Annotated in this window: 26 protein-coding genes; 13 read left to right on the top strand and 13 right to left on the bottom strand. The window is 53.7% G+C overall.

What is annotated here, in order from left to right:
• Positions 1-361 precede the first annotated feature (361 nt).
• Positions 362-1,318 carry an isopenicillin N synthase family dioxygenase gene (locus ACR0AJ_RS16790; RefSeq protein ID WP_170352075.1) on the bottom strand — a complete coding sequence of 319 codons (957 nt, stop codon included), beginning with the start codon at positions 1,316-1,318 and terminating at the stop codon, positions 362-364.
• Between the two features lie 413 nt (positions 1,319-1,731).
• Between ACR0AJ_RS16790 and ACR0AJ_RS16785 the strand changes: the two genes are divergently transcribed.
• Positions 1,732-2,367 (top strand): glutathione S-transferase, encoded by a 636-nt coding sequence (locus ACR0AJ_RS16785; protein WP_480648285.1) that lies wholly within the window; start codon positions 1,732-1,734, stop codon positions 2,365-2,367.
• 177 nt (positions 2,368-2,544) lie between these two features.
• Here ACR0AJ_RS16785 and ACR0AJ_RS16780 read toward each other — a convergent pair whose 3' ends face one another.
• Genes ACR0AJ_RS16780 through ACR0AJ_RS16755 form a run of 6 tightly spaced genes read right to left on the bottom strand, consistent with a single transcriptional unit; the run spans position 2,545 to position 7,772 of the window.
• Positions 2,545-3,540 (bottom strand): HAD-IIA family hydrolase, encoded by a 996-nt coding sequence (locus tag ACR0AJ_RS16780; protein ID WP_480741402.1) that lies wholly within the window; start codon positions 3,538-3,540, stop codon positions 2,545-2,547.
• A complete protein-coding gene (gene phnE, locus ACR0AJ_RS16775; protein WP_480741401.1) occupies positions 3,447-4,262 on the bottom strand; it encodes a phosphonate ABC transporter, permease protein PhnE in 816 nt (271 codons plus the stop codon). The genes ACR0AJ_RS16780 and phnE (ACR0AJ_RS16775) overlap by 94 nt, the downstream gene beginning before the upstream one ends.
• Positions 4,262-5,077, bottom strand: a complete 816-nt coding sequence (gene phnE, locus ACR0AJ_RS16770) for a phosphonate ABC transporter, permease protein PhnE (protein ID WP_170352079.1) — start codon at positions 5,075-5,077, stop codon at positions 4,262-4,264. Before phnE (ACR0AJ_RS16770) ends, phnE (ACR0AJ_RS16775) begins: the two co-directional genes overlap by 1 nt.
• Positions 5,074-5,868 (bottom strand): phosphonate ABC transporter ATP-binding protein, encoded by a 795-nt coding sequence (gene phnC, locus ACR0AJ_RS16765; protein WP_170352080.1) that lies wholly within the window; start codon positions 5,866-5,868, stop codon positions 5,074-5,076. The genes phnE (ACR0AJ_RS16770) and phnC overlap by 4 nt, the downstream gene beginning before the upstream one ends.
• A gap of 60 nt (positions 5,869-5,928) precedes the next feature.
• The gene (gene phnD, locus ACR0AJ_RS16760; RefSeq protein WP_170352081.1) at positions 5,929-6,903 is read right to left on the bottom strand and encodes a phosphate/phosphite/phosphonate ABC transporter substrate-binding protein; all 975 of its coding nucleotides are present in this window, start codon (positions 6,901-6,903) and stop codon (positions 5,929-5,931) included.
• A 59-nt stretch (positions 6,904-6,962) separates the two neighbouring features.
• The gene (locus tag ACR0AJ_RS16755) at positions 6,963-7,772 is read right to left on the bottom strand and encodes a DeoR/GlpR family DNA-binding transcription regulator (protein WP_480648289.1); all 810 of its coding nucleotides are present in this window, start codon (positions 7,770-7,772) and stop codon (positions 6,963-6,965) included.
• A 351-nt stretch (positions 7,773-8,123) separates the two neighbouring features.
• Here ACR0AJ_RS16755 and ACR0AJ_RS16750 point away from each other — a divergent pair, with 351 nt between their 5' ends.
• From ACR0AJ_RS16750 to ACR0AJ_RS16735, 4 genes are read left to right on the top strand one after another with little or no spacing between them, the layout of a single operon-like run.
• Entirely contained in the window at positions 8,124-9,149 is a 1,026-nt protein-coding gene (locus ACR0AJ_RS16750; RefSeq protein ID WP_170352083.1) for an ABC transporter substrate-binding protein, read from the top strand.
• Positions 9,150-11,366: an ABC transporter permease gene (locus tag ACR0AJ_RS16745; RefSeq protein ID WP_480648290.1), complete on the top strand. Its 2,217-nt coding sequence runs from the start codon at positions 9,150-9,152 to the stop codon at positions 11,364-11,366.
• Entirely contained in the window at positions 11,363-12,433 is a 1,071-nt protein-coding gene (locus tag ACR0AJ_RS16740; protein ID WP_170362835.1) for an ABC transporter ATP-binding protein, read from the top strand. Before ACR0AJ_RS16745 ends, ACR0AJ_RS16740 begins: the two co-directional genes overlap by 4 nt.
• Positions 12,434-13,000 (top strand): histidine phosphatase family protein, encoded by a 567-nt coding sequence (locus ACR0AJ_RS16735; protein WP_480664483.1) that lies wholly within the window; start codon positions 12,434-12,436, stop codon positions 12,998-13,000.
• A gap of 3 nt (positions 13,001-13,003) precedes the next feature.
• On the opposite strand, the gene ACR0AJ_RS16730 is transcribed toward ACR0AJ_RS16735, so the two are convergent.
• Complete coding sequence (locus ACR0AJ_RS16730; RefSeq protein ID WP_170352087.1) at positions 13,004-13,795, bottom strand: inositol monophosphatase family protein; 792 nt, start codon at positions 13,793-13,795, stop codon at positions 13,004-13,006.
• Between the two features lie 317 nt (positions 13,796-14,112).
• On the bottom strand, positions 14,113-14,448 hold the full coding sequence (locus ACR0AJ_RS16725; protein ID WP_480567616.1) for a hypothetical protein: 336 nt from the start codon (positions 14,446-14,448) through the stop codon (positions 14,113-14,115).
• A 255-nt stretch (positions 14,449-14,703) separates the two neighbouring features.
• On the opposite strand from ACR0AJ_RS16725, the gene ACR0AJ_RS16720 reads away from it, so the two are divergent.
• On the top strand, positions 14,704-15,114 hold the full coding sequence (locus ACR0AJ_RS16720; RefSeq protein WP_480741398.1) for a helix-turn-helix domain-containing protein: 411 nt from the start codon (positions 14,704-14,706) through the stop codon (positions 15,112-15,114).
• A 173-nt stretch (positions 15,115-15,287) separates the two neighbouring features.
• Here the strand turns inward: ACR0AJ_RS16720 and ACR0AJ_RS16715 are convergent, their stop codons facing one another.
• Positions 15,288-16,043: an SDR family oxidoreductase gene (locus ACR0AJ_RS16715; protein WP_170351281.1), complete on the bottom strand. Its 756-nt coding sequence runs from the start codon at positions 16,041-16,043 to the stop codon at positions 15,288-15,290.
• Positions 16,044-16,410: 367 nt separating this feature from the next.
• Entirely contained in the window at positions 16,411-17,334 is a 924-nt protein-coding gene (locus ACR0AJ_RS16710) for a LysR family transcriptional regulator (protein ID WP_170351273.1), read from the bottom strand.
• A gap of 112 nt (positions 17,335-17,446) precedes the next feature.
• Here ACR0AJ_RS16710 and ACR0AJ_RS16705 point away from each other — a divergent pair, with 112 nt between their 5' ends.
• From ACR0AJ_RS16705 to ACR0AJ_RS16695, 3 genes are read left to right on the top strand one after another with little or no spacing between them, the layout of a single operon-like run.
• Positions 17,447-18,397: a glutathione S-transferase family protein gene (locus ACR0AJ_RS16705; RefSeq protein WP_170351272.1), complete on the top strand. Its 951-nt coding sequence runs from the start codon at positions 17,447-17,449 to the stop codon at positions 18,395-18,397.
• A complete protein-coding gene (locus tag ACR0AJ_RS16700) occupies positions 18,397-19,389 on the top strand; it encodes a DMT family transporter (RefSeq protein ID WP_480741396.1) in 993 nt (330 codons plus the stop codon). The genes ACR0AJ_RS16705 and ACR0AJ_RS16700 overlap by 1 nt, the downstream gene beginning before the upstream one ends.
• Positions 19,373-19,750, top strand: coding sequence for a nuclear transport factor 2 family protein (locus ACR0AJ_RS16695; protein WP_480648299.1), 378 nt, complete (start codon positions 19,373-19,375; stop codon positions 19,748-19,750). Before ACR0AJ_RS16700 ends, ACR0AJ_RS16695 begins: the two co-directional genes overlap by 17 nt.
• Positions 19,751-19,828: 78 nt before the next feature.
• Here ACR0AJ_RS16695 and ACR0AJ_RS16690 read toward each other — a convergent pair whose 3' ends face one another.
• Positions 19,829-20,236: a hypothetical protein gene (locus ACR0AJ_RS16690; RefSeq protein WP_170362711.1), complete on the bottom strand. Its 408-nt coding sequence runs from the start codon at positions 20,234-20,236 to the stop codon at positions 19,829-19,831.
• Positions 20,237-20,341: 105 nt separating this feature from the next.
• Between ACR0AJ_RS16690 and ACR0AJ_RS16685 the strand changes: the two genes are divergently transcribed.
• The 3 genes from ACR0AJ_RS16685 to ACR0AJ_RS16675 all read left to right on the top strand — a co-directional run bounded on the left by ACR0AJ_RS16685 (position 20,342) and on the right by ACR0AJ_RS16675 (position 22,790).
• Positions 20,342-21,127 (top strand): helix-turn-helix domain-containing protein, encoded by a 786-nt coding sequence (locus ACR0AJ_RS16685; protein WP_480648301.1) that lies wholly within the window; start codon positions 20,342-20,344, stop codon positions 21,125-21,127.
• A gap of 296 nt (positions 21,128-21,423) precedes the next feature.
• Complete coding sequence (locus ACR0AJ_RS16680) at positions 21,424-21,885, top strand: carboxymuconolactone decarboxylase family protein (protein WP_480741395.1); 462 nt, start codon at positions 21,424-21,426, stop codon at positions 21,883-21,885.
• On the top strand, positions 21,882-22,790 hold the full coding sequence (locus tag ACR0AJ_RS16675; protein WP_170351266.1) for a sigma-70 family RNA polymerase sigma factor: 909 nt from the start codon (positions 21,882-21,884) through the stop codon (positions 22,788-22,790). The genes ACR0AJ_RS16680 and ACR0AJ_RS16675 overlap by 4 nt, the downstream gene beginning before the upstream one ends.
• A gap of 135 nt (positions 22,791-22,925) precedes the next feature.
• Here the strand turns inward: ACR0AJ_RS16675 and ACR0AJ_RS16670 are convergent, their stop codons facing one another.
• Positions 22,926-23,114: a methyltransferase family protein gene (locus ACR0AJ_RS16670; RefSeq protein ID WP_170351265.1), complete on the bottom strand. Its 189-nt coding sequence runs from the start codon at positions 23,112-23,114 to the stop codon at positions 22,926-22,928.
• 564 nt (positions 23,115-23,678) lie between these two features.
• On the opposite strand from ACR0AJ_RS16670, the gene ACR0AJ_RS16665 reads away from it, so the two are divergent.
• The gene (locus ACR0AJ_RS16665) at positions 23,679-25,154 is read left to right on the top strand and encodes an N-acyl-D-amino-acid deacylase family protein (protein WP_170351264.1); all 1,476 of its coding nucleotides are present in this window, start codon (positions 23,679-23,681) and stop codon (positions 25,152-25,154) included.
• Positions 25,155-25,160 lie beyond the last annotated feature (6 nt).

Genomic DNA, 25,160 nt, shown 5'->3' with positions numbered 1-25,160 from the left:
AGTGTTGGCATAGAGTATTCCATTTGCGAATCTGAGATATGCATAATTGGTCAGAATTTTGATGTTTTTGGATTGAGCCGGACGGCCGAAATCATAGTCAAGACATTGGTTGCATTTGCGGGTCCAGATTTCACTGGTGACTACGGAGCGGTCATTTGTTCAAAGCGCAGCATCGGTGAGTATGGGCTCAATACGGACATCGGACCGAACGCAGCATCCGGACGGCAGACGTTACTCACATGTACCGAAACGGCCCATTGAGGATTTTGATCTGAAGCCGCACAGCTGCGTCGCAGCAACTGCAATGCGGACGTTCGTTTCATATCGGTCAGTGAAATGTCACTGCCAACGCAGCGTGCTTTTAGGTATCCGAATGGCCAACCTGATGTGCGTCGTAGCTTGCTTCCAGTTCTCCTCTCAAAAACTGTCCAAACTTCAGGGGATCGAATCTCGCAGTCCCTGTCCCAGGGAGCGGCGCGATTTCAGCGGAGACATGTGGGTCGAAGAAGAACGGTACGGAATAGCGCTGTTGTCCGGTCGCATTGATAACCCGGTGCGGGGTGGACAACAACTTTCCGTTAGAGAGTCTGTGCAGCATATCGCCTACATTAACCACGAAGGCATTGTCGATAGGCGGTGCATCCACCCAATGACCCTCAGGCGTCTGGACTTGCAAACCACCAACATTGTCCTGTGCAAGCAATGTAAGACATCCAAAGTCCTTGTGGGGTGCAGATCCGTAAAGATCACCCAAAGCCTGTGGCGGTTGTGGTGGATAGTGGAGTAGGCGCAGCCAAATCGTTGGCGTCTGGAATGCACTGAGGATCGAACGATCCGCGGCGCCAACAGCGTCAAGGGCAAGACCCATGAGTTTGTAACCCAGTTTTGTCATCGCGTCGGCATAAGCCTCGCAGGCCTCTCGGAAACCTTCCAGGGCGGGCCATTGATTTGGTCCGGACAGATAGACGGCAGGGTCGACCTCGGCATCCTCGCGCATCATCATGAACGATGCGGACTGATTGGGTTTAGTCACCTTGGCCAGGTCAGAGTTCACGTCCGTGGAGGTGTTGATCGCGATGTAGCCACGATGACATTTATTTAATGCAATTGCCTGTTTTTCGATCTCCGGCAGTGCATGAAATTCCGTCGAGGCGGCAAACACGGCAGCGCGCAAGTCAGGATCAACGCCGTGATTAACAACATAGCCAAATCCGGTTTTTCCATAGGCTTCGGCGAATTCCAAGGCGAGGTTGGACGTATCCTCTCCATTGATCAGCGGTGCAAGATCAAGCACCGGGATTTCAGTGAATTCAGTCATCTGAGGTCTCCAAAATTGTTTTACTGGCTAGGTCACAAATGGAAGACCAGCTATCCGGCAAAACGTTTTCGGCGATGAGCGCTGTGGCGCTCTAAGACGACAAGATGGAGAAACTTGGGCATATGCTGCAAGCTATGACAGACTAATTCTTCGATCAATCCATAACCACCGCGACCGGCCCAGGGCCAATTTCTAAGATCTCGGGGACTTTCGCGTTGCAACTTCACAAGACAAGTCACTTGTACTCAATTCCGCATATTCTCGTTCCGAATCTCCAAACCAGACGGCTACTGAGGCCGATGTTTGTGAAGCAATGGCCCATCCGATAGTATCAGACAGCGTTCAAGCAGAAGTAACAGTTGGGAAACGACGGGAGGTTCAACCACGCTGGTAGATTGGAGATATATCTTCGTATGGCTCAATACCCTATCTTATGGTCGTTCCGTCGCTGCCCATACGCCATAAGGGCCCGTCTCGCATTGGCGAGTTCACGAGTCACAGTCGAGCTGCGCGAGATTCTTTTGCAGGACAAACCAGAGGCTTTCTTACAAACATCCCCGTCCGGAACAGTGCCCGCGCTTCGACTTCCAGACAAAGTAATAGATGAAAGCCTGGAAATCATGATTTGGGCGCTTCAACAAAATGATCCGCAGCGACTTTTGGATATGCCTCAAGAAGGTTGGGGCCTAATCGCGGCAAATGATGGTCCATTCAAGGATGCATTAGATCACACAAAATACGTCGTGCGGTATCCGGATTTAGACGTCCAAAAGGAGCGCAGGAAAGCGGCGAGCTACTTGCTCAACCTCGACGAGCGGTTAGTCGGGAGGTCCTGGCTTTTTGGAGATCGCCCCACTCTCGCCGATTTGGCGCTTCTACCATTTGTTCGCCAGTTTGCGCACATAGACCGGGCGTGGTTTGACGCACAGGAGTGGCCGAATTTAGTGGCGTGGCTAGATCAATTCCTGGACAGTGAAGTATTTTTGCTGGTGATGCGAAAGTACACAACTTGGTCTGAAGGCGATGCTCCGATTTGGTTCAACGGCTGAGCCCGACACGTCGCATCCAGCCCAATCCAGACTTTAGACCGGGGGTCGCTTTGCCGCGAGGGGGCAAAGCTGCCGTTGGTGCACAGCGCAGTATTTCCATGGTCAGCATGTTCGAAATGCGGGCTTGCAGGACATTCGATTTGAACGGGATACTTATCGAAAACGAATGCTCTAAACTCAAGGCCGGCCTACTACAAAGTTTGGCACTATCCCCGCCTTCTTGATCGCTGCTTCAACATCATGCCCTGCGAAGAATCCATATCCGGAAATGAGTGCCGAATCTATGCCAGCGCTGGATGCGCCCAGAATGTCGGTGTGCAGGCTGTCGCCAACCATCAGAACCCGGGACCTGTCGATGTGCCCGAGACGTTGGAAAGCAAGGTCATAGATGTTGGCGAAAGGCTTTCCAAAGAACTGAGGAACAACACCTGTCCGGTCTGCCAGCCTGTGCGCGAAAAGACCGGGCTCTTTTGAAAACCCGTACTCGCGGGGCGCGACGATATCAGGGTTGCCGACCATTACCGGGCGACGCCGTTCAAGCAAGGCAGTCTCTAGCATAGCTTGACGCGATTCAGTCCAAACCGCTGATCCTATCATTAGAAACCCGTCAACGGTTTCGTAGGGCTTCGGGTCATCCTCGAGGTAGGATAGTTTCAGCCCTTCCAAATCGCGAAGACCGGCGCTGGGGGTCGCCATCAAGCCCCAATGCAACCCACTTTGACCGCTTATTTCTGATAGCAACGTGGCCCGGCTGGTGATCACGTCTCGGGGCGCGAAGTCATAACCAAGCCTAGAATATTTTTCCAACAGAGTTGTGTGAGGAAACCCAGCAGCATTTGAAACGACCAAAACACGTTTGCCGGCGGCTTTCAGTGACCTGACCCGATCCGGTGTATCCGGGATTGCCGTGTCGCCTATATTAAGAACCCCGAAGGCGTCGAGGAGGAATACATCGAACTCATGAGCTATGTCATCAAGCGTTTCAACCTGACGATATGTCACTTCAGTAGGTCTGGCTTCCGGAAGGCGATGTCGTACAGCTTCATAGGCATCAAAAGCCTCCTGCGCAGAGAACCCGGTCAAATGATCGCCCCTCGAACTTTTGCCGAGACCCATTCGCTGATCAAAACCGCGACGAGAATCACAATCAGGATCAGGCTGACCTGTGGCCAAGCCAGAACGTTGAGCGAAGCTGACAATTGCAATCCAATACCTCCGGCGCCAACCAGACCCAGAACCGTGGACTCGCGGATATTTATGTCCCAACGAAAAACGGCAATGCCTGCAAAAGCGGGCAGGATCTGTGGAACAATCCCGTAAGCCATGACCTGCCAGCGCGACGCACCGGTCGCCGTGATCGCTTCGACCTGAGTGTGATCTATTTCCTCTATGGCTTCATACAGAAGCTTTGCGCAGAACCCGATTGAACGGATGGCAATTGCAACAACACCTGCAAAGACGCCTGGGCCAATAATTGCGATCAATAGAAGCGCCCAGATCAGCGAGTTGATAGAGCGGGTCGAGACAATGATCAACAACGCTATGGGTCGAATGAACAATGTCGACGGTGTGGTGTTGCGCGCGGCCAAGAAGGCAACCGGCACTGCCATGCACAAGGCGATGATTGTACCTAGGGTGGCGATGTTCAGCGTATCCCAAATCGGGCGGCCCAGCTGTGTGATGTAGTCCCATTTGGGAGGCGTTGCGCGGGTCCAGATATCGTTGGCAATGCGGGGGGCATCCCAAACGAAAAACCAGGTCGTCGATTCCGAGATGAACTGCCAGCAATAAACAAAGACAGCCACACCCAAAAGCCAGCCAAACCAGCGAACAAGACTTTGACCCGTCGTCCGTCTGCGCCAGATCTGCGTATCGTTTTGTTCAAGAACAGGCACTACTGAACCCTCGCGCGGATAATTCCCGAAAGGTATTCAAGTGCCATGACGATCCCGATGATCAGGATGAGAATGGCCGCCGCTGTGTCGTACTCATATCGATCGAACGCAGTGTTCAACGTCGCGCCAATCCCGCCGGCACCGACCAGACCAAGAATTGCACTTTCTCGGAAATTGATGTCGATCCTGTACATGGAAAGGCCCACAAGTCGCGGCATAACCTGTGGCTGAACGCCATAGTTGATCCATTGCGGCCAACGCGCTCCAGAAGCCTTGATCGCCTCGGCCTGAACCTTGTCCATCGCTTCGATGTCTTCGGCCAGAAGTTTTGAGAGAAACCCGATGGTCGCAAAGGAAAGGGTCAGAAATCCGGCCAGCGGACCAAAACCGAAGATAGCCACCAGCAAAATGGCCACGATGATTTCTTGCAAGGCTCGACTGATGGCAACAATGCCCCGGCAAATCATGTAGACTGGTAAAGGGGCGATATTTCGTGCCGCGCCCAACCCTATTGGGATCGAGATCAAGATACCCACGACCGACGCAGCCACGGTCATAATGATACTCTCCAGAAGACCGCTCCAAATGTCTGACCACCGCGAAACGAAGTCCGGGCTGGTAAACGCAAGTACAAATGCCCACCCCCGATCCAGCCCTTCATAGACACGGCCCCAATCAACATCGATGGTCATGAAGGCCGCGATCAGGTAGGCGAAAAAGCCCAGGATCAATACCCAGCGGAGCAAAGGGTGTTTTACAAAGGCCGGTTTACGCCAGCCTTTTCCCAGCATGTCGTCTAACTCTCGATGGCTCATTCTGCAGCCTCGACATCTTCATCTTCGTCCACTTTTTCGATGGTCGCTTCCCAGTCTTCCTCCCCATAAATCTCGGTCAGCTTTTCGGGGGTAAGGCCTGTTGGAAGACCATCATAGACGATTTCGCCAAAGCGGAGGCCCACGACGCGAGGAACGAACATCTGGGCAAGTGCCACGTCATGGATATTGATAATCGCCGCCAATCCGCGCTCCTGACACAGCTCGGTTATAAGTCGCATGATCTGACGGCTGGTTTTCGGGTCGAGCGATGCTGTTGGCTCGTCGACCAGCAGCAATTTTGGGTTTTGAATTAAGGCGCGGCAGATGCCAACCCTTTGGCGTTGCCCCCCTGACAACTCGTCGGCGCGTTTGTCAGCCATGTGTAACAACCCCACCCGATCAAGCAGGCGGAAAGCCTCGTCAACGTCCGACTGCGGATATCGCCGTAGGAAACTGCGCCAGAATCCCACATATCCCAGCCTGCCGGACAAAACATTTTCCATCACCGTGAGGCGTTCGACCAGGGCATATTCCTGAAAGATCATACCCATTTCGCGGCGCGCTTTCCGCAAAGCGCCCGAGCCGAGTTTTGTCAGGTCCACATCATCCAGAAGGACGCCGCCGCTTGTGGGTTCGACCAAGCGGTTAATACAGCGGATCATGGTCGACTTGCCTGCACCCGAGGGTCCGATCAACGCAAGCACCTGTCCTTTGGGCACCTCAAGATCGATGGCCTTTAGCGCCTGATCTCCGGTCTTGTATGTTTTCGTCAGCTTTTGAAGACGCAGCATAAAATGCCCCAGATTAGGTTGAATAACGGGCCCTTTCGGGCCCGCAGTATTGGCCAAGGGTCACTGGCAGGCGTAGGAGACGCCATTTGCTGCGTCAATTTTACGAATGACATCCCAGAATTCCTGATAGGTCATTTCAAGAAACTGGCCTTCGTTCGACTTCGAGAATTCAGCTTCAAGTGTCGTGCCCTCCCAGTCAAAATTGAAGAAAGCATTGCGGATTTTCTCCTGCAGCTCGGGCTTCAGGTTGTAAACGGTGCCAAATCCTGTGGTCGGGAAAGTCTGCGATTTATAAATCGTAACAACGTCGTCTTCGTTGATGACATCACGCAAGATCATCCGTGATTTTACCGAATTTGCAATCGAAGCCGCCAGGTAATCCTTGTTGGCCACGCCCAAGATCGAGTTGTCATGCTTGCCCGAATAGACAGGTTCGAAATCGCGTTCCGGCAGAAGATCAAAGTCGCTCTTCAAAATTGCTGATGGCGCTTTGAAACCTGAGTTGGATGTGGGGGACGTAAAGGCCAGTTGCTTGCCTTTGATGTCCTCAACCTTTTCGATGCCCGAACCAGGAAAGGTAATAATCTCCATCTCATAGCCAAAATTACCGTCTTTCGAAGCCATGATCGTGAATGGCCGGAACCCGGCGCAGTTTACAGCCAGTGGGTTGGAACCGGTGTTGAAGCCCGCAATATGCAAACGCCCCGAACGCATCGCTTCGATCTGAGCTGCGTTGTTCTGAACCGGAAAAAAGACGACGTCCTTGCCGGTTTCCGCCTTCAAATGCTCAAGAAAGTCTGACCATGCGGTTTTGTAAACGGCCGGGTCTTCGACTGGTGTATATGCAAAAATCAAGGTGTCTGGATCAATTTGCTCGGAGGCATCTGTTGGAATATCCGCGATCAAATCCCCATCGGCGTCACAAAAACGCTCGTCTAGGTCACCGCGTGGACAATCCTGCGCCGAGGCTGTCCCCGACAGCGACAATAGCGCAATTGCGGAAGCCCCAACCAATAATTTGATGTCAATCTTCATGTTTTCCTCCCAGTTATGTGCAGCATTTATCAGCCGCTGTTAGTCATTCCTTTTCGTTCTTAACCGGCGACGAGAATATCGACCTCGGCACCATCTATTACATTGAGCAGTTCCCCGGTTGGTTTTGTGTCGGTGACTATGGAATCCAACTCGGCAAGATCGCCTACCTGAGCCAGACCCTTGCGGCCAAATTTCCCGGAATCGATAAGAAGGTGGCGTTTCGCAGCACGCGTCAGCATCATCCTCTTGATCGCCGCAAAGCCCCTTACCGTCTCTGACGGGCCTTCTACTGAGAAACCCGAAGAACCGATCATGCACCTGTCAACGTTGAAACGAGAAAGGAATTCCAGTGTCTCGGTTCCGATCGTTGCAGATTCAGCTGCCAGGTATTCTCCGGGGCACAGCAAGACCTGGGCAGTACCATGGCCAAGGGTCATCGCTACGGGGATTGAATTCGTGATCACCGTGCAATGGATATCGAGAAATGCCAGCGCGCGTGCCATCTCGACAGTCGTCGAGCCGGAATCGACCATGATTGTTTCGCCGTCCTGAACAAGCCCCGCCGCGCTGATACCTATACGCTCGCGCTCCTCGATCTGCGCGCTGGTCCGTTCTTCCAGACTTGGGTAATGCCCTTGCACTGGGGCTGATGCCCCACCGTGCGCACGCGCGATCAGGCCTTCATTGGACAGGGCTTCGAAATCCCGGCGCACGGTCTCATTCGAAACGTTGAAACGCTGTGCCAACTCGTTGATGCGAACGTGCGGGCGCAGTTTCAATTCCAGCAGGATTTGCTGGCGTCTGTCGGATTTTTTTACCCGACCCGGACTCTTTTCAGATTTCTTGCCGCGCGTTTTGGTTTTGGACATTCAACGACTCGAATATTTTCAGAATTTAATTTTGTGGGGTTTCGGGCATTTTGCAATATTTTTTGTTGCATAATCCTCATTCCGTTGTGAAAATTCACATGACATCAAAGATTTCAAGGGACAGAGCAATATACGCAGGCTGATCAATTTCAAAAAGAAAGGCCGGGCGCATCGTCGGTTTTCTCTTGGTGAAGTTGGTGGTTGTAAAAGTATCCGGACGCATTTTCCAAAGGTTTTGACAGATAATTAGGAAGCCTCAACACTCTAAGAAAAATTTCGTAAGGCTGCATGAGGAAGGGCAAAATAGATCCGGGAAACCCGGACGAATTAAACCCTAAGGGAGGAAAAATAATGAAGAAATTGACATCCACTGCCGTGGGATCACTGATTGCCTTGACCGCGTCATTGTCCGCAGCGCATGCCGATAAGCTGACTTTCTATTGCTCAGCTCAAGAGGATTGGTGTCAACTGATGGCACGTAGCTTCGAAGATGCAACTGGCATCGACGTTAACATGACCCGAAAGTCCTCGGGCGAGACATTTGCGCAAATCCGTGCCGAAAGCTCGAACCCGAAAGGTGACGTTTGGTGGGGTGGTACGGGCGACCCGCATCTGCAGGCCGCTGAAGAAGGCCTGACGATGGAATACATGTCCCCAATGCGCGACCAGCTTCATGATTGGGCGATATCTCAGGCTGAAAGTGCTGGCAACAAGACGATCGGCATCTATTCAGGCGCGCTTGGGTATGGCTACAATGCCGACCTTGTCGCTGCAAACAACCTGCCCGAACCTGCCTGCTGGAAGGATCTTTTGAAGCCCGAATACAAAGGACACGTTCAGATGGCGAACCCGAACTCGTCGGGTACGGCCTATACGACGCTGGCCTCAATGGTGCAGATCTTCGGCGAGGATGAAGGCTTTGAGTTCATGAAGGGCCTGCACTCGAATATCAACCAGTACACCAAGTCCGGCTCGGCGCCGATCAAGGCCGCCGGTCGTGGCGAGAACACGATTGGTATCGTCTTCATGCATGACGCCGTAAAGCAGGCCGTTTCGGGGTTCCCGATCAAAGTCGTCGCGCCATGCGAAGGCACCGGTTACGAAATTGGCTCAATGTCGATTATAGACGGGGCTCGTAACGAAGAAGAAGCGAAGAAGTTCTATGACTGGGCCCTGTCGCCCGAAGCTCAGAACCTTGCTCTTCAAGTTAACGCGTTTCAGGTGCCATCGAACAAGGGCGCGGAAACTTCGGATAGCGCGCCTGACATGAGTCAGATCAAGCTGATCGACTATGACTTCAAAAAATATGGCTCCTCAGACGAACGGAAGCGTCTGTTGCAGAAATGGGATGAAGAGGTTTCGGTTCTGCCGCAGTAAATGGCTGACACTACATCAAAAACGACCCATCCGGTCCTTATCTTCTGGATCATCGCCGGGTGGGTCGGATTCTGCCTGCTGCCCTGGTACATGGTCGACGGCGGCCTGTGGTCGTTCGGGTGGCTCGTGGACGGCTACCCGTTCGATGAGGATTATGCCCCCGCTGCGTTTTTGATTGGACAAGGTGAGAAGCTGTGGCTCGCTCCGCTCCTTATCGCCCTCGCCCTGCCGCTTTTGGTGTTGAAGCGTACCAAATCTGATCCGCTTTACGCCCGTATGCTGATACTGTCCGGCGCGCTGGGGTTCAGCTGGCTGATCGCTCAGGGGTTCAGCATCGGTATCAGAGGCTTCAACTTCGATTGGTTGGATGCGTTGTTTGGTGAGCTTGGCGACCGTCAGTTCGGAATGGGCTATGGCGCGATGATCTGCGCATCAAGCTTTCTGTTCCTGCTCACTCAAGGTATCGCGGCGAGGGGTGCTATTAATGGTGATGTCTTCGTCGTAAGCGCTATTGGCGGTGTGATTACCATCGTTACCGCTTTTGTCTTTTTCCCCATCGCCAAGATGCTTTTTGCTGCTTTCATCACCGAAGACGGCGCTTATTCCATTGCGGTTTTCTTCTCGAAGTTCTTCGACGACCGGTTGTGGGGATTGGGGTGTTTACAAGGTGCGCGATGCGGTGCTGCGTGGAATTCACTGTTCCTAGCCATCCTTGTAGGCGTCATCACCACGGGTCTGGGTCTGTGCTTCGCGTTGGTCGTGACGCGCTCAGGCTTTCGCTATAAGCGGGCGCTGCGAGCATTGACTGTTCTTCCAATAATCACCCCGCCATTCGTGATCGGCTTGGCGCTTATCCTACTTTTTGGCTTGTCCGGTTCTGTAACCCGGTTCTTTGCCGAGCTATTTGGCACACAACCGACACGCTGGCTTTACGGAATGCCAGGCATTCTGATCGCGCAGACACTCGCGTTCACTCCCATTGCATTTCTCGTACTAATAGGCGTGGTGGAAGGTGTTTCACCTTCGATGGAGGAAGCGGCCCAGACCCTCCGGGCCAGCAGATGGCAGACGTTCAAGACGGTTTCCTTGCCCCTGATGCGGCCCGGTCTTGCAAATGCATTTCTTCTGGGCTTCATCGAAAGCATGGCCGACTTTGGGAACCCGCTTGTATTGGGTGGAAATTTCGACGTGCTGTCGACTGAGATTTTCTTCGCAATTGTCGGCGCTCAATACGATCAAGGCCGTGCTGCGGTTCTGGCAATGGTGCTGCTGTTCTTTACCCTTTCCGCCTTTTACGCGCAGCGTGTCTGGCTGGGAAAGAAGAGCTACACTACCGTCACCGGCAAGGGTGATGCGGGGGTGCATCCTCTAATGCCAACCGGCCTTTCGGTGCCTGTACTGCTCATCGCCCTGGGCTGGGCACTATTCACAATTATTGTCTATGCAATGATCATCTACGGCAGTGTGGTTGAGCTGTGGGGAGTCGATAATTCGCTGACGATCAAGCACTACATCACTGCATTCTCAGTCCGCTTCGAAGAAGAGGGTATACGCTGGACCGGAGCCGCTTGGGACAGTTTCTGGACCACAATAACCATCGCGGCCATAGCAGCGCCATTGACTGCCGCTGTTGGGCTAGTAACTGCCTATCTGCTGACCAGGCAAAGCTTTGCAGGCAAGAACGCCTTTGAGTTTGGAACAATGTTGTCCTTCGCCATCCCCGGCACGGTAATTGGCGTTAGCTACATCCTTGCCTTCAACGTTCCGCCAATCGAAATCACCGGCACAGGTGTCATCCTCGTTGTCAGCTTCATCTTCCGCAATATGCCAGTTGGTGTTCGCGCTGGCATTGCGAGCATGTCACAGCTTGACCGCAGCCTTGATGAATCCTCGCTGACCCTTGGCGCAAACTCGTGGCAGACGTTCCGGAATGTCATCCTGCCGCTGTTGCGCCCTGCGATACTTGCTGCTCTTGTCTACAGTTTTGTTCGTGCCATGACGGCAATCTCAGCCGTCATCTTTCTGGTCAGCGCAGAGTATGACATGGCAACCAGCTATATCATCGGTCGGGTCGAGAATAACGACTATGGCCTTGCTATCGCCTATTCGACGACGCTGATCTTCGTGATGCTCGCGACGGTCGGCTTATTGCAACTTCTCGTTGGCCGGGTTCAGATTGGTCGACGCACCCAGCACGGAACGGAGACATCGCCATGACCGACACCAAAATCGGTTCCAAGGCCGCCCCGGTACGGTTTGAGAACGTGTCGAAAGTGTTCGGCAAGGATGTGGTCGCCGTCGATAACATCAACCTTCACGTAGACGCAGGAAAACTCGTTACGCTGCTTGGCCCGTCAGGCTGCGGAAAAACAACGACACTGCGCATGATTGCAGGGTTGGAGATGGCAAGTTCGGGCAAGATCCTGATCGGTGATCGGGACGTGACCAAACTGCCAGCCACCGACCGTGATGTATCTATGGTGTTTCAGTCATACGCGTTGTTCCCTCATATGAGCGTATTGGAGAATGTGAAGTATGGCCTCACATTCTCGGGCTTTGCGAAGGACGAGGCCCGCAGTCGCGCCTTGTATGGTTTGGAGCTGGTTGGCCTTCAGGGGTTCGACAACCGCCTTCCCTCAGAGTTATCGGGCGGCCAGCAGCAGCGTGTCGCCGTGGCGCGCGCACTGGTTCTTGAGCCGCAAGTGCTGTTGTTCGACGAGCCGCTATCCAACCTCGACGCCAAGCTTCGCCGTCAAGTTCGTGAAGATATTCGGGCAATTCAGCAAGACCTTGGCTTAACAGTTGTTTACGTTACCCATGATCAGGAAGAGGCACTGGCAGTCTCGGATGAGATAGTTGTTATGCGTAACGCAGCGATCGCTCAAATAGGCACTCCGCGCCAGCTTTACGATGCGCCGAATGACCGGTTTGTCGCCGATTTCATAGGTGAGGCAAACCTTCTGAGCTGCCAAATCGTAAGTATTGATGGCGATATGGCAACCATCGAAGTCGAAGGCTACCGCCACACGCTGCCACGCCGCGGTCTGTCCGAAGGACCGGCAACCATCGCCGTGCGACCCTCACGTTTGGTGATCGGTTCAGATCAAGGTATTCCAGCCTCAGTGGCCAAGGCGACCTATGTTGGCGTTCGGATGGAATACACATTGAAAGGTGCATTCGGCCAGGTTTTTGCCGTTCAAGATGATGTCGATGCACCGCTAGAACCCGGCACTGAAATCATGATGGGTTTTGCTGACAAAGGGCCCGTGCTTTTGCCTGACTAAATGCCGAATCTTACGATCATCACACACCCCGAGGTCTCTATCGATCCGGTCATTCCGATAACAGAGTGGTGCTTGAGTGCGACGGGCCGCAAACGCGCTGCTGAATTTGCATCCAATGAAGTCTTATCGAAAGTCACGCAAATTTGGACCAGTGGCGAGCGAAAGGCCCGCGAAACAGGCGAGATTCTTGCCGCATCCCGAACGCTACCTGTAAATTACCACTTGGGTCTTGGTGAGAACGACCGCAGCGGCACCGGTTATTTGCCTCGGGACGAATTTGAGGCAGCAGCTAATGCTTTCTTTGCTCAACCGGAAACGCGCTATCGCGGTTGGGAAACAGCTGTCGAGGCGCAGATTCGTATTTATCGGACAGTCACCGAGATTGTCCGGATGCATGGCGCCGGAGATATTGCAATCGTGACACACGGCGCGGTCGGCACATTGCTGTGGTGCGCACTCTCGGATTGTTCGATAGACCGCAAGTACGATCAGCCCTCACAAGGCCATTTCTGGCAGGCAGATCTATTGACACTCAAACCCTATTCGGGCTGGGTTTCGTTGGCATAGACCCTAGTCGTTCCAAGCGTTCTCTGCGATTTCAACCAAGGTCTCGAACACATCTGGTGTACCCACGATTACGCGCCCACCTTCGCGGATCATCACATCGGCGTTCTGATCCTCAACAATGCCACCGGCTTCCGAGACCAGCAATTGCCCAGCCAGACAATCCCAGGCATTCATGTGTTCTTCCATGTATCCCAAGAGTCGCCCAGCAGCGACATAGGCCAATGATAGCGCTCCGCTGGCGTTTCTGTGAAACATAGCCCCGTACTCGATTAGGTTCTCGACAATAGGTAAAATATGCCGGGTCTCAATCCGGTTCGAATATCCCACGGCGACTGTTCCGTCCCGCAGCGCCACCCCTGACGCGACGCGCATTGGTGATCCGTTAAGCGTCGCACCTTCTCCGCGAATCGCTACAAAGGTCTCATCCACATTTGGATCACGTATCACACCGATCTCAGTATGCCCTTCCGTGACGCCAGCCAGAACAATAGTCCATGCAGGTATGCCGTTGACGAAATTCGTTGTCCCATCAATTGGGTCAATCACCCAGTCAAAACCGCTCTTACCAACAGTAGCGCCGTGCTCTTCACCGAAAATTCCATCATTGGGCAACACCTCTGCAATCCTCTGACGAATAAAGGTTTCAACATTCTTATCCGCCTCGCTAACCCAGTCCTGAGCGCCTTTTTGATCAACGACAAGATTACCCCGATCCGCGAAATACTCTTCGGCAATTGCCCCAGCCTCCTCACAAACTTCGATGGCAAAATCTCTGCGTTTTGAAAGTCGAGACATGAGAGGTCCTTTTCCGATTAAAGAGCTGCCACGCAACATTGCAAGCTAATCGAATGCCTAGCAATCAAAGAGTCATTTCGTTTGTTTTCGAGAGCCAATTCCATGCTGCAAACCTAAAAGGTTTAGTGTTGATGATCTCTTCCGCAAACAACCAGCAAGTCAGTTATTCGCTAGTTTTAGTGCGCATTTGGGTTAAGTGCCGACTTACGATGGTGCAGCATAGATTCCGAAATGTTCACCATTTGAATGTCGGCTTTCTTTAAAGCACCCTCATTGGTTCGCACTCGCTGCGAAAGTCCGTTTTCCGCCCTGTGTTTTCAAAACCACTTTGCCGGGAACCGCAGTAATAGCCGATCAAGTTCATTGTTCTGCTCCGGCTCGAGCTCGGATCTTAGTTCTTGCATCAAAGGTGCCCTGCCCCAACGCTTCTCGTATACGCCTTTGATAGAAAACAGGTTTGTTCGGCGTTTTAGAATGGTTGCGATCAAACCGTGAGTTTTTCGGCGTACGGCGATCGAAGAAGCGCGGTAAGGCCGTTCCATTGAGGTGATGCTGCGAGGGTTTGGTTGTGCCGGGTAGGCGACACTAGAAAAGAGGTCTATAGGCGCGCGGCCGAGCCGGATTGATCTCATCAGAACATTGGCGAACGCCATGGTGAAGTCTCGGAATTCGCTTTTGTTCTCGGCACTTGATCGCTCCTACAAGCTCTTTTCAAGTGCCAATTCCAAGTAAATAACCTCATTTCAGGCTATCTGCACATTATGGTTGTCGCGCAATGTCGTTGCAGCGAGAGTGATCAGGATGGGAATAGAAGATTGCGCCTGCACCGTATCAGTCATCGTAAACTCTCTTGTCTCATGTGCCAGTGAGGAGCTATCCTGCTACTTCAAGTCGACTTGAGGTCAACCATGAAACTTCTTGATATTGGCGTCCTGTCCAAAAGGAGCGGCGTCCCCCCCTCAACACTGCGCTATTATGAGGAGATCGGGCTGATCCAGTCCGCCGCTAGGAATGGGCTTCGACGGCAATTCGAGATACGCGTCGCGACGCAGCTTGCTTTGATCTCTTTAGGAAAAATGGCGGGATTCTCACTTGCTGAGATCAAGGACATGTTCGCCAATGATGGCACTCCGCAATTGCCACGCCCTGAATTGCACCTGCGCGCAGATACTCTTGATGAACAAATCCGTGGTCTCACCCGGCTACGCGATGCGTTGCGTCACGTGGCGGATTGTCCGGCAGAGACCCATATGGATTGCCCAAAGTTCAGGCGCCTCATGGAGTTTGCGTCGCGTTCCGTCGCCGCTCAAAAGCGATGAAAGCGCCTGCTCAGACTGATTGCAACCACCAAGCAATAGGCCAATCTCTTGCTGCGATTTGGCTAATTGAACATGTGGGTTCGGAGTGAACATGCGGTGGCAGACATTTGATCCGCCCCGCCGGAAACGTGGACACAGCTGCCGTTGACCATGAAGCGACCAACAGCAGGTATTCAAAGCAGGCGTGTCGCCATACCACCATCAACAGCTAACGGAGAGCCAGTCACGAAGCTTGCTCGGTCCGACAACAAGAACAAGGCTGATTGAGCGATCTCGGTCGGTTCAGCCATGCGCTTAACGGGATGTAAACCCGCGATTATGTCGTGCGTCGCCGGGTCGTCACCCGCCATGTCAGTCTTTGTTCCGCCCGGCAGAACTGTATTGACGCGAATGCCTTGCGCCGCATGATCCGATGCCAGCGACTGTGTAAATCCTATCAGTCCTGCTTTCGATGCAGCATACGCCGCCATGCCCGGCATGCCGCCGTTGCTGAAGCCAACAAATGTTCCCGTAAAGACGATTGACCCACGGCCACGTCTTTGCAAAGCGGGAAGCTGGGCATTGGCCGCAAGGAATGCACTGGTAAGGTTGGTTGCAAGGACAGACTGCCAGTTGCTTAGTTCCATTTCCGGAATTGGACTCATATCACCCACAATGCCTGCATTGTTGAATGCGCCATCGAGGCCACCAAACCGTTGTTCTGCCAAGTCAACCAGGCCCTTGGCAAATGCCTCATCGCGAACATCACCTGCCAGATAAACGGCGCGCCCATTGCTTTGCTCTATCTGCTCAACAATTGACTTCAGCCGCGCCTCTCTACGCGCGCCCAAAACGAGGTTTGCCCCTTCTGATGCAAACAAAAGCGCTGCGGCTGCACCGATTCCGCTGCTCGCCCCGCTGATGATGATCGTTTTGTCTTTCAGTTCCATGGTCATGCCTTTCAGTTTCTGCATGCCAGTCAGTTAAGAAAAAACATCCGTGCTGAGCGATCCGTTTCCTGTGCTTGTCGGGCGGCCAATATCGAATGAGCAAGAACCGGGTCGGCAGACAACCTTCAAACGGAAACCGTCATTTGCGGGTCCCGCAGCACTCGGTATTTTGCTCTCAACGATGCCAATCCCACCCTTCCCGTGCGATCTCTGGCCTCATCAGTGTTGGCCAATAACACGCGCCTATCACTTTTTGATCAGGCTCACGGGCCGATGCCTCCTGGACCGCAATAGAAGTAAATTACCGCGCGTGCTAAGTCGCTTTTTGCGCCGAGCGTAACGATCGCGATAATCAATGACGGCAACTTTAGGCATCAAGCCTCGCTTCGGCATCCCAGAACGGTCTGTCCTTCCCGATCCGTTCGGCGAGGAAGTCCACAAAGGCGCGAACTTTCATTGGCATATGGCGTCGCTCGGGGAATACGGCATAAAGCGCCTGTTCCGGAAATGCGTAATCCGGCAAGACCCGGACCAGATCGCTGGTGGCCAAATGAGCACCCGCCACAAAGGTCGGCAACCGCCCAATACCAAGTCCGTCAAGCAAGGCAGCGCAAAGCGTCTCGCTATTGTTGATGCGCAGAGTGCCTTTGGTGCGTACCCGCAGTTCACCATGTGGTCCATGCAGCACCCACTCCATCGGATCGCGTGAATAGGCATAGTGAAGGCAGTTGTGCGTCAGTAAGTCTTCAGGTTGCTGTGGATTACCCCGCCGCAATAGATAATCCGGCGCGGCGACAAGAACACTGTGGATAGGCGCCAGCCGACGCGCGATCATGGCAGAGTCAGGCAGGGTGCCGGCCCGAACGGCCATGTCCAACCCCGCATCGACCAGATCAACGACCCGGTCATCCATAGTCAGGTCCAGTGTGATATCAGGATAAGTGGTCAGAAACTCGGTGAGCATCGGTGCAATATGCAGCCGTCCAAAGGACATGGGCGCACTGATCTTCAGGTGTCCGACCGGGTGACCCTGAACGGCCGCAACCGCGTCTTCCGCCTCCTGCGCCGATCCAAGCGCCTGTATTGCATGCGTCAGGTAGATTTCACCGGCTTCGGTCAGCGAGATGCTGCGCGTCGAGCGATGAAACAGTTGGGTGCCAAGATGCGCTTCCAGTGCACCTATCCGTTTGCTGACGGCTGACTTGGTGATCCCCAATCGCCGCGCAGCTGCAGCAAAACCGCCGCATTCAGCCACAGCGACAAATACGGGGATAGCGCCGATTTCGATCATGTTTCTCTCGTATAGTCAACTTTTTCTCACCCTAATGTAAACCTGATAGCCAATTATCATGCCATTGGAAACACATTAGGTCGTCCTCAACACATGTTGGATGGAGACGGCCATGCCCAAAATGCTCATCAACGGAATTCTGCGCGACAAGCCAGCGCAATCCGACGGGCGCTTTCACCGGTTGCCCAGTTCCTTTCGTGGCTGGATCAGTTCGGACGCTGAGGCAGACTTTCCGACCGCGTCTGGCCGCTATCACCTCTATTTGTCCAAAGCCTGCCCATGGTGTCATGGTGTCGACCTGGTATTGGCACTCAAGGGGCTGCGCGAGGTAATTAGCATAACCTGGATGGACTCGGTGATGTCTGAGGACGGTTGGGTCATCGACCAATCCGACTTTGACGAGTCCGCCGGTGTGCCACGTGATCATTACCTCTATCAAGTTTACCAACGCGCTGTGCCCTCTTATACCGGCGCGATTACGGTCCCGGTGCTATTAGACAAGCAAAGCGGTCAGATCATCAGCACCGAATCCGCCGACATCATGCGGATGATCGACACTGCCTTCGTCGACGCGGCCATTCTGGACCTCTATCCAACCGAATTCGCCGCTGAGATCGATCGGCTGGCTGAAATGATCCAGGCCCCCATTCGCAACGGTGTCTATCGCGTCGGTTTTGCCACCACGCAGGAAGCATATGACGAGGCGATCCATCAGCTTTATGCAGGGCTGGATACCGTAGAAGCAGTGCTGATGATGCGGCGATACCTGGCTGGAGCGGTGCCGACTGAGGTTGACCTGAAGCTCTTTCCGACGCTCCTGCGGTTCGATCCTGTCTATGTGACTCATTTCAAGATCGACTGGAAACGGATCTCGGATTATCCGGCCCTTTCGCGTTATCTGACGGACGTATCAAGTTTATCGGGCGTCGCTGAAACCATCGATTTGCAGCATATCCGCGCCCACTATTTTCTTAGCCACCGCCACATTAACCCGAGTGGCATCATCCCGATCGGACCGGAGTCGACGAATTTCATTGCAGATCTGACAAAGGGTGCCGCGTGATGCCCCGCTTTGCCACAGGCCTTCCGCCGACTGCCCTGATCATCGCGATCGGTGCGCTGGTTGGGGTCAGTTTTACATTGTCCAAATATGTAGCCATAGCAGGTAGCGCGCCACAGCAAGCTTTGTTCTGGCAGCTTCTGGTCGCGAGCGTTGTACTATTCACCATCGTTGCGATCACCGGTAACCGCCCGCCACTACATCGCAAGTATCTGTTCTACTACTTGGGGGCGGGGATTTTGGGCATCAGCGGTCCTTCATTGATCGGCTTTACAGTACTAGGCTACGTCTCGACCGGCTTCTACTCTGCGCTGGTTACACTGTCGCCGCTTTTCACTTTCACTATCACGGCCCTGGTCGAAAAGAGAATGTTACCGTCATACCGGCTGATCGGAATCCTGATCGGGTTGGTCGGCATCAGCTTTGCCACCCATAGCGGCTTTGACCTGTCGGGCGTTGCGCCGCGCTGGATCACCGCTGCGCTGGCGGGTCCTCTCCTGCTGGCAATGGGCAATGTCTTTCGCAGTCGGGCCTACCCGCAGGGTGCTGATCCCATAGCGCTGGCGGCCGGAACACTGGGGCTTCAACTGTTGCTGATCGGTCTTCCGATCATTGTAAGTGGTCAGATCGCGGCCGGTTCGATGCCAGGTCCTGGACCGGTTGCCGCGTTAACCGGGATCGGACTGATCACCGCACTCAGTTATGTGCTGACTTTCGAAGTCCAGCGGCGCACCGATGGCGTCGGATTTGCTCAGGTCGGATATTTCGCCACTCTTTTCGGCATTGGCTTCGGGGCTCTGGCCTTTGACGAACCAATACACCTCACATTGGTCGCGGCGCTCGCGGTGCTGTTTCTTGGGTTGGCCATAACCAATGGGCACATCCGCCTCGCCCACATCCTGCGCCTTCCGTACAAATCGCAGGCCGAAGCGCCGCTGAACATCACAAGTTTTCAATCACCCGCCAAGGAGAACAAAGATGCAGATTGCCAATAAACACAATTCGCCCCATGCACCACTGGTTGCCGGACTCTATGCGGCCGTCGACGCAATGAACGCCAGCGACGTCGTTAGCTATTTGACAGAGGACGTTACATTTCGCCTCGGGAATTTCGACCCGATCAACGGGCGCGGGCCTGTTGAGCATGCCAACGAATGTTTCTTTCAGACCATCGCCGCCATGCGTCATACGATAACCGGCATCTGGTCCAGTAGTAGCACTGTATTTTGCGACGGCACGGTCCACTATACACGCAAGGACAGCAGCGAGCATGAAGTCCCCTTCGCCACACGACTTGGCCTGCAAGAGGGAAAAGTGGCTGATTACGTAGTCTACGTGGATATTTCAGGACTCTAGAGGGATTGATGGTGGTACAGATAAGCGGCTTTGACTCCCTCAAAGCCGCTACAAACCACCATACCGTATTCCGTTCAATCAACGACGATTTCGACAAGAAGCCAGAAGCAGGACCAGGAATGTCAGGTTAAGCACCGCATTGAACGGCGCACCAACCAGGATTGAGAAAGTGCTATCGGTGCAAAACCAGGACCATGTTGCAACCCAGGTTACTCTTTGAGCCGCATCCGGGGAAATTGGCGCAACATATGTACCTAATGCCCATGACATTCCGCCGAGCCCGACGGTCAGCCCACCGGTGATGGCCAATAGCAATGGCGACGGTATCGCCATGTCGGGCGCAACCTCCTGCATCGGCCAATAGGCAACCTTAAGGAAAAGGTGGGCGACGGGATGCAGTATCGATAACCCTGCCAAAGCAAAAAGCGCTCCCGCTCCAATCAGGATCCATCCTGAACGACGCATGGCAGATTGTTGTGATGTCATGTTTTCCTCCTAATTCACTTGATCTGTCATGCGCGGTCAGGAGTATTCAAAGCAATTACCTCAGAGGTAAGTGATCTCTGACAATTGATTGTGTAAGATTACCTTATGACTTCTTACTCAGTTCTATTGAAGGAATGGCGCAAGCGCCGTCGGATGAGCCAGCTCGATCTAGCTGTTGAAGCCGACGTCAGTGCGCGACACATATCGTTTCTGGAGACCGGACGTTCCCGACCTAGCCCTGAGATGATCGTTCATCTTTCAGAGGTTATGGAAGTACCTGTTGACGCCAGGAATCATATGATGAAGGCGGTTGGTTTCGCGCCGAGATATGCGGCGACGCCGCTTGACAATGCGGCGATGGAACCCATTCGGAACGCTGTCACATGGACGTTGGAAAGACATGCCCCCTACCCGGGTCTGGTGCTTGATCGTCTTTGGCGGGTTGTAGAATTAAACGGTCCTGCTGCGGTGCTGTTTGCACCTCTCGGATTGGCTGCAGGCAATAGCCTCCTTGAATTGCTGACTGGCCCTACGATGGCACAGGTTGTTGAAAACTGGCCTGAAGTGGCGCATTACACCATGCTTCGCCTTCGCGCGGAAAGTGCAGCGGCAGGTGGCATACCTGATTTGGAGGTTGCGATAAGAGAACTGGCGGCGCACGCGCATGCACCAAGTGACGCAATAGTGGGACCATCCATTCCCACGGTCTATCGATTTGCCGGACATCGCCTTTCGATGTTCGGAACGATAGCGCAGTTCAGCACTGTAGCCGACGAAACACTCGACGATCTAAAAATTGAATTGTTCTTCCCGTCTGATGAACAGAGCGCTGTCTTGCTGACGGCACTTACCAGTCAGCCACAGGACCTCCAACTGCCGATATCAAGCTGACTTTGTGTCTCCGAACGGTCGGAATTTGCCTAGTTGGCCTAGCAGTTTGAAGTTGTCTCGATACTTGCTACCTCTTCCATGCGGTTCCCTCTGCACTTGCCGGCTTTGTTGGTTGATCTCGTCGGCCTGCGTAACCTCTCGAGAAAACTTTCGCGAAATGCTGGTGAAAATTGCGCAACTCGATTGAGATTCAGCTGTCCTTGCCACGCAATACAAACTGATTTGTTGCGCACCCATGTCACAAACTCCACGCCTGCCGCGTCCTGTTTCTATACACCCAAATACAGGAGCACCTCATGCAATCCCGTCTCAACCATTTCGCCGTTGCCCCGCAACTGATGCAGCCAATGCTCGACATGGAGGAATGCCTCAAAACAGCGGGCCTTGAGCACAGTCTCATCGAATTAGTAAAGTTGCGCGTGTCGCAGATCAATGGCTGCGCTTTCTGCATTCATATGCACACCAATGACGCGCGTGCGCAGGACGAGAGTGAAGACAGGCTTCACTTGCTGAATGCGTGGCGAGAGTCGTCTCTTTATTCCAAGCGTGAACGCGCCGCTCTTGCCTGGGCCGAAACGCTGACCCGCATCGAGCAGAATGGTGCACCGGATCACACCTATGATGAGATGGCCGCTCAGTTTTCAGATCAGGAAAAAATCGCCCTGACGCTGGTAGTGACAACGATCAACGCCTGGAACCGCATTGCTATTGGGTTTGCAACGCCACATCCTGCCGCCAAGGAGGCCACGGCCGAATGAGTCATATAACTTCACTCGATAACGACCAAACATTTGTCGATCTGCGACCGCGCTTGTTCGCGGTCGCCTATCGAATGCTGGGCACTGTTAGTGACGCAGAGGATGTAGTACAGGATGCATTTTTGCGTTGGCAGAAGGTTGATCATGCTAGCGTGCGGGACGCGACTGGGTTTCTGATCCGAGCGGTCACGCGGTTATGTTTGGATCACATGCGGGCCGCGCATACTCGACGCGAAACATATCCCGGTGAATGGTTGCCGGAACCACTGATCACAGATGATGCCACCGAGCGACTGGATCGTGACGTCTCGGTGGCACTCCTTCTGGCGCTGGAGCGGCTGACACCTCTCGAGCGGGCAGCCTTTCTGCTCCACGATGTATTCGAGCAATCATATGACGAATTGGCACAGGCATTGGAACGCACACCTGAATCCTGCCGCCAGCTTGTTAGCCGAGCTCGGAAACATGTGCAGCGCAACAAACCTCGAACGCAGGTTGAGCCCCAACAAGGCGAAGCCATCGCGAAGGCATTTTTCATGGCCGCCAAAAGCGGCGACACTGACGTTCTCGCCAAATTACTTGCGCAAGACGTAAGATTTGTTTCGGATGGCGGCGGCAAAGTATTGGCGACACTCAACCCGATTTTGGGCCGAGACAAAGTGATGCGGTTATTGTCTGGACTGGCGCGTAAATACACTGATCAACCTGCCCAGCAATGGCAATTCTGCCACCTGAACAATCTGCCTTCGATCCTCAGCCACGAAACGGGGGACATTTTGCAAACCACGTCGTTGGAGATAGAAAGTGGGATGATCACAGCGATCTACGTCGTGCGTAATCCAGAAAAGACTCGTCATCTGTCTTTCGACGGACACACTCCCATCAATGGCGGCCTATCTGACTAGGATGACTACATCGGCCCAAAGCGGGCACGCGCTCAGGTGTCGTGATGCCGCGGTGCGGCTCATCGTTGCAGTCATTCGCGGAAACAGCGAAATCAAGTCATAAGCAAACTCACACGTCGCGGGAAAACCTGCTATTCAATTGTCGTTCGCGCCTGAGGGCTCATACGGCCGAAACATGGGAACCCATCGCGGCACCTTCGCCTTGTACCGCAGGTAGTCCTCGCCAAAGCGTCGTTCCAGCCCCGGCTCCTCTACGAATTTGAAGTAAAGTGTGTTGAGGAGAAAGAACACTATCGCCCAACCCAACAGGAATAGGCTGCTCATTGCTAGTGCTTCCGCCAGTATCATTAGAATAACCTATGAAAGCATGGGGTTGCGCACGTAGCGGTAAGGTCCACTGACCACAAATCTTTGAGGTGGATCCCACGGTGCAGGAGTTCCGTATCCCTCAAGAACAAACAGTTTCATCGTGTTCGCGGCCAAGGCAAGCGCGGGGCCAGCCAACATCGCTGCCACGGCCCAATGCAGACGCGTTCCCACACTTGCACCAAATGGCCATTGGTCGCTGAAACATTGGACCAAAATCGGGATGTAGATCAGTGCTGTACCCGGAAGGATAAGTACCGCTTTAGTCATGCGCCAAAACATAGAGGAATCTTACCACAGCTTGTCGATCGTATTCTTCGCAACCACACCCAGTGCAACGTCGGATTGGCTATAGTAAATCCTTGGATCAGAACCAGAAATACTTACAACCTCTCAAAAATTGTCGAGGTTGGATGGTGTATTGTCAGAGGTATTTGCTCATTTGCGACCAGAAATTGTTCATTTGAAACCACCTTTGCGGCGCGATTGGCAATAGTCTGGGGAAAACTGGGACGGGTCGCCATGCCAGGAAGTACTCGAAAAACTACGTTGGAAGAATGTGACCTTCTGATCCGCAATGCCTCGGTAATTGACGGTACCGGTGGCTCCATCCGCAATGCAGATGTGGCAGTATCAGGAGACGAAATTGTCGGTGTCGGGCCACTGGACGGTATTCGTGCGCAGGCGGAAATTGACTCGACCGGCCTGTGCCTCGCCCCAGGTTTCATTGACGCACATACTCATGACGACTGGGCGCTTCTACGCACCCCGGATATGTCGTTTAAGGTGACACAGGGGGTGACCACGGTTGTGACTGGGAATTGCGGGATCAGCGCCGCTCCATTCAGGGTGCAGGAAGATCTGCCAGACCCGTTCAATGTCACTCCGGACGTGCAGTCAATCAGCTTTGAAACCGTCACCGAGTATCGACGCGCGATCAAGGATGAAGCGCCCGCCGTCAATGTGCGACTGCTGGCCGGGCATTCATCACTACGTGCCACCGTAATGGGGTCGGATTTGGAGCATGCCGCGACCAGTGCAGAAATCAACCGAATGGCAGAATTGCTTGATAAGGCGCTGTCCGAGGGCGCGGCCGGGCTTTCCAGTGGATTGGACTATCCCGCCGCGATGGCGGCTCCTGGGGAAGAAGTTGTGATGTTGGCACGGGTGCTACGTCACCACCCGAACACCGTTTACACAACCCATGTTCGGGATGAAGGTGACGGCGTGATCGAAGCCATCAAAGAAGCCCTGTCCACTGGACAACGCGCCGATGTTCCTCTGATCCTGTCGCACCACAAATGCGCAGGTTTTCGCAACTTCGGTAAAAGCAAAACGACGCTCGCCATGATTGACGCAGCCCGCGCGAAAGCAGAGGTCGCCATGGATGTCTACCCCTATACCGCCTCGTCTTCTGCTCTGATGGAGCGTTTCATTGATGCCGCTAAAGATGTGATTGTCATCTGGTCCGCCCCGCACCCGGAGGTTGGAGGACGGATGCTTGATGACATTGCTGCAGAATGGGGCGTGTCGCGGGAAGAAGCCTGTACAAAGTTGAAACCCGCTGGCGCTATCTATTTCGACATGGACGAAGAGGATGTACAGCGGATCCTACAACACCCGGCGTCGATGATCGGATCGGACGGGCTGCCTGGCACCGAAAAACCGCATCCTCGGCTCTGGGGCACTTTTCCACGGGTCTTAGGGCATTACACTCGGGATCTGAAATTGTTCTCGCTGGCACAGGCTGTGCACAAGATGACCGGCCTGACCGCAGCAAAGTTCGGCCTGACCGATCGCGGAGAAGTTGCAGTCGGGAAAAAGGCAGACCTTGTACTGTTTGATGCAGAGACAATCTCGGATGTGGCTGATTTCGACGCTCCAGAGCAGCCCGCCAAAGGCATTCATTACGTTTTTGTAAACGGGCAGGTCACCCTTTCTCAGGGGCACCAGACCCACACGCGCGCAGGTCGCTTCCTGAACAACAACAAACAATAGCGGGGA

The sequence above is a fragment of the Ruegeria sp. CJ9 genome (assembly GCF_056536625.1).
The sequence above is the reverse complement of the archived record's forward strand: the minus strand, read 5'-3'. Positions and strand labels throughout refer to the sequence as shown.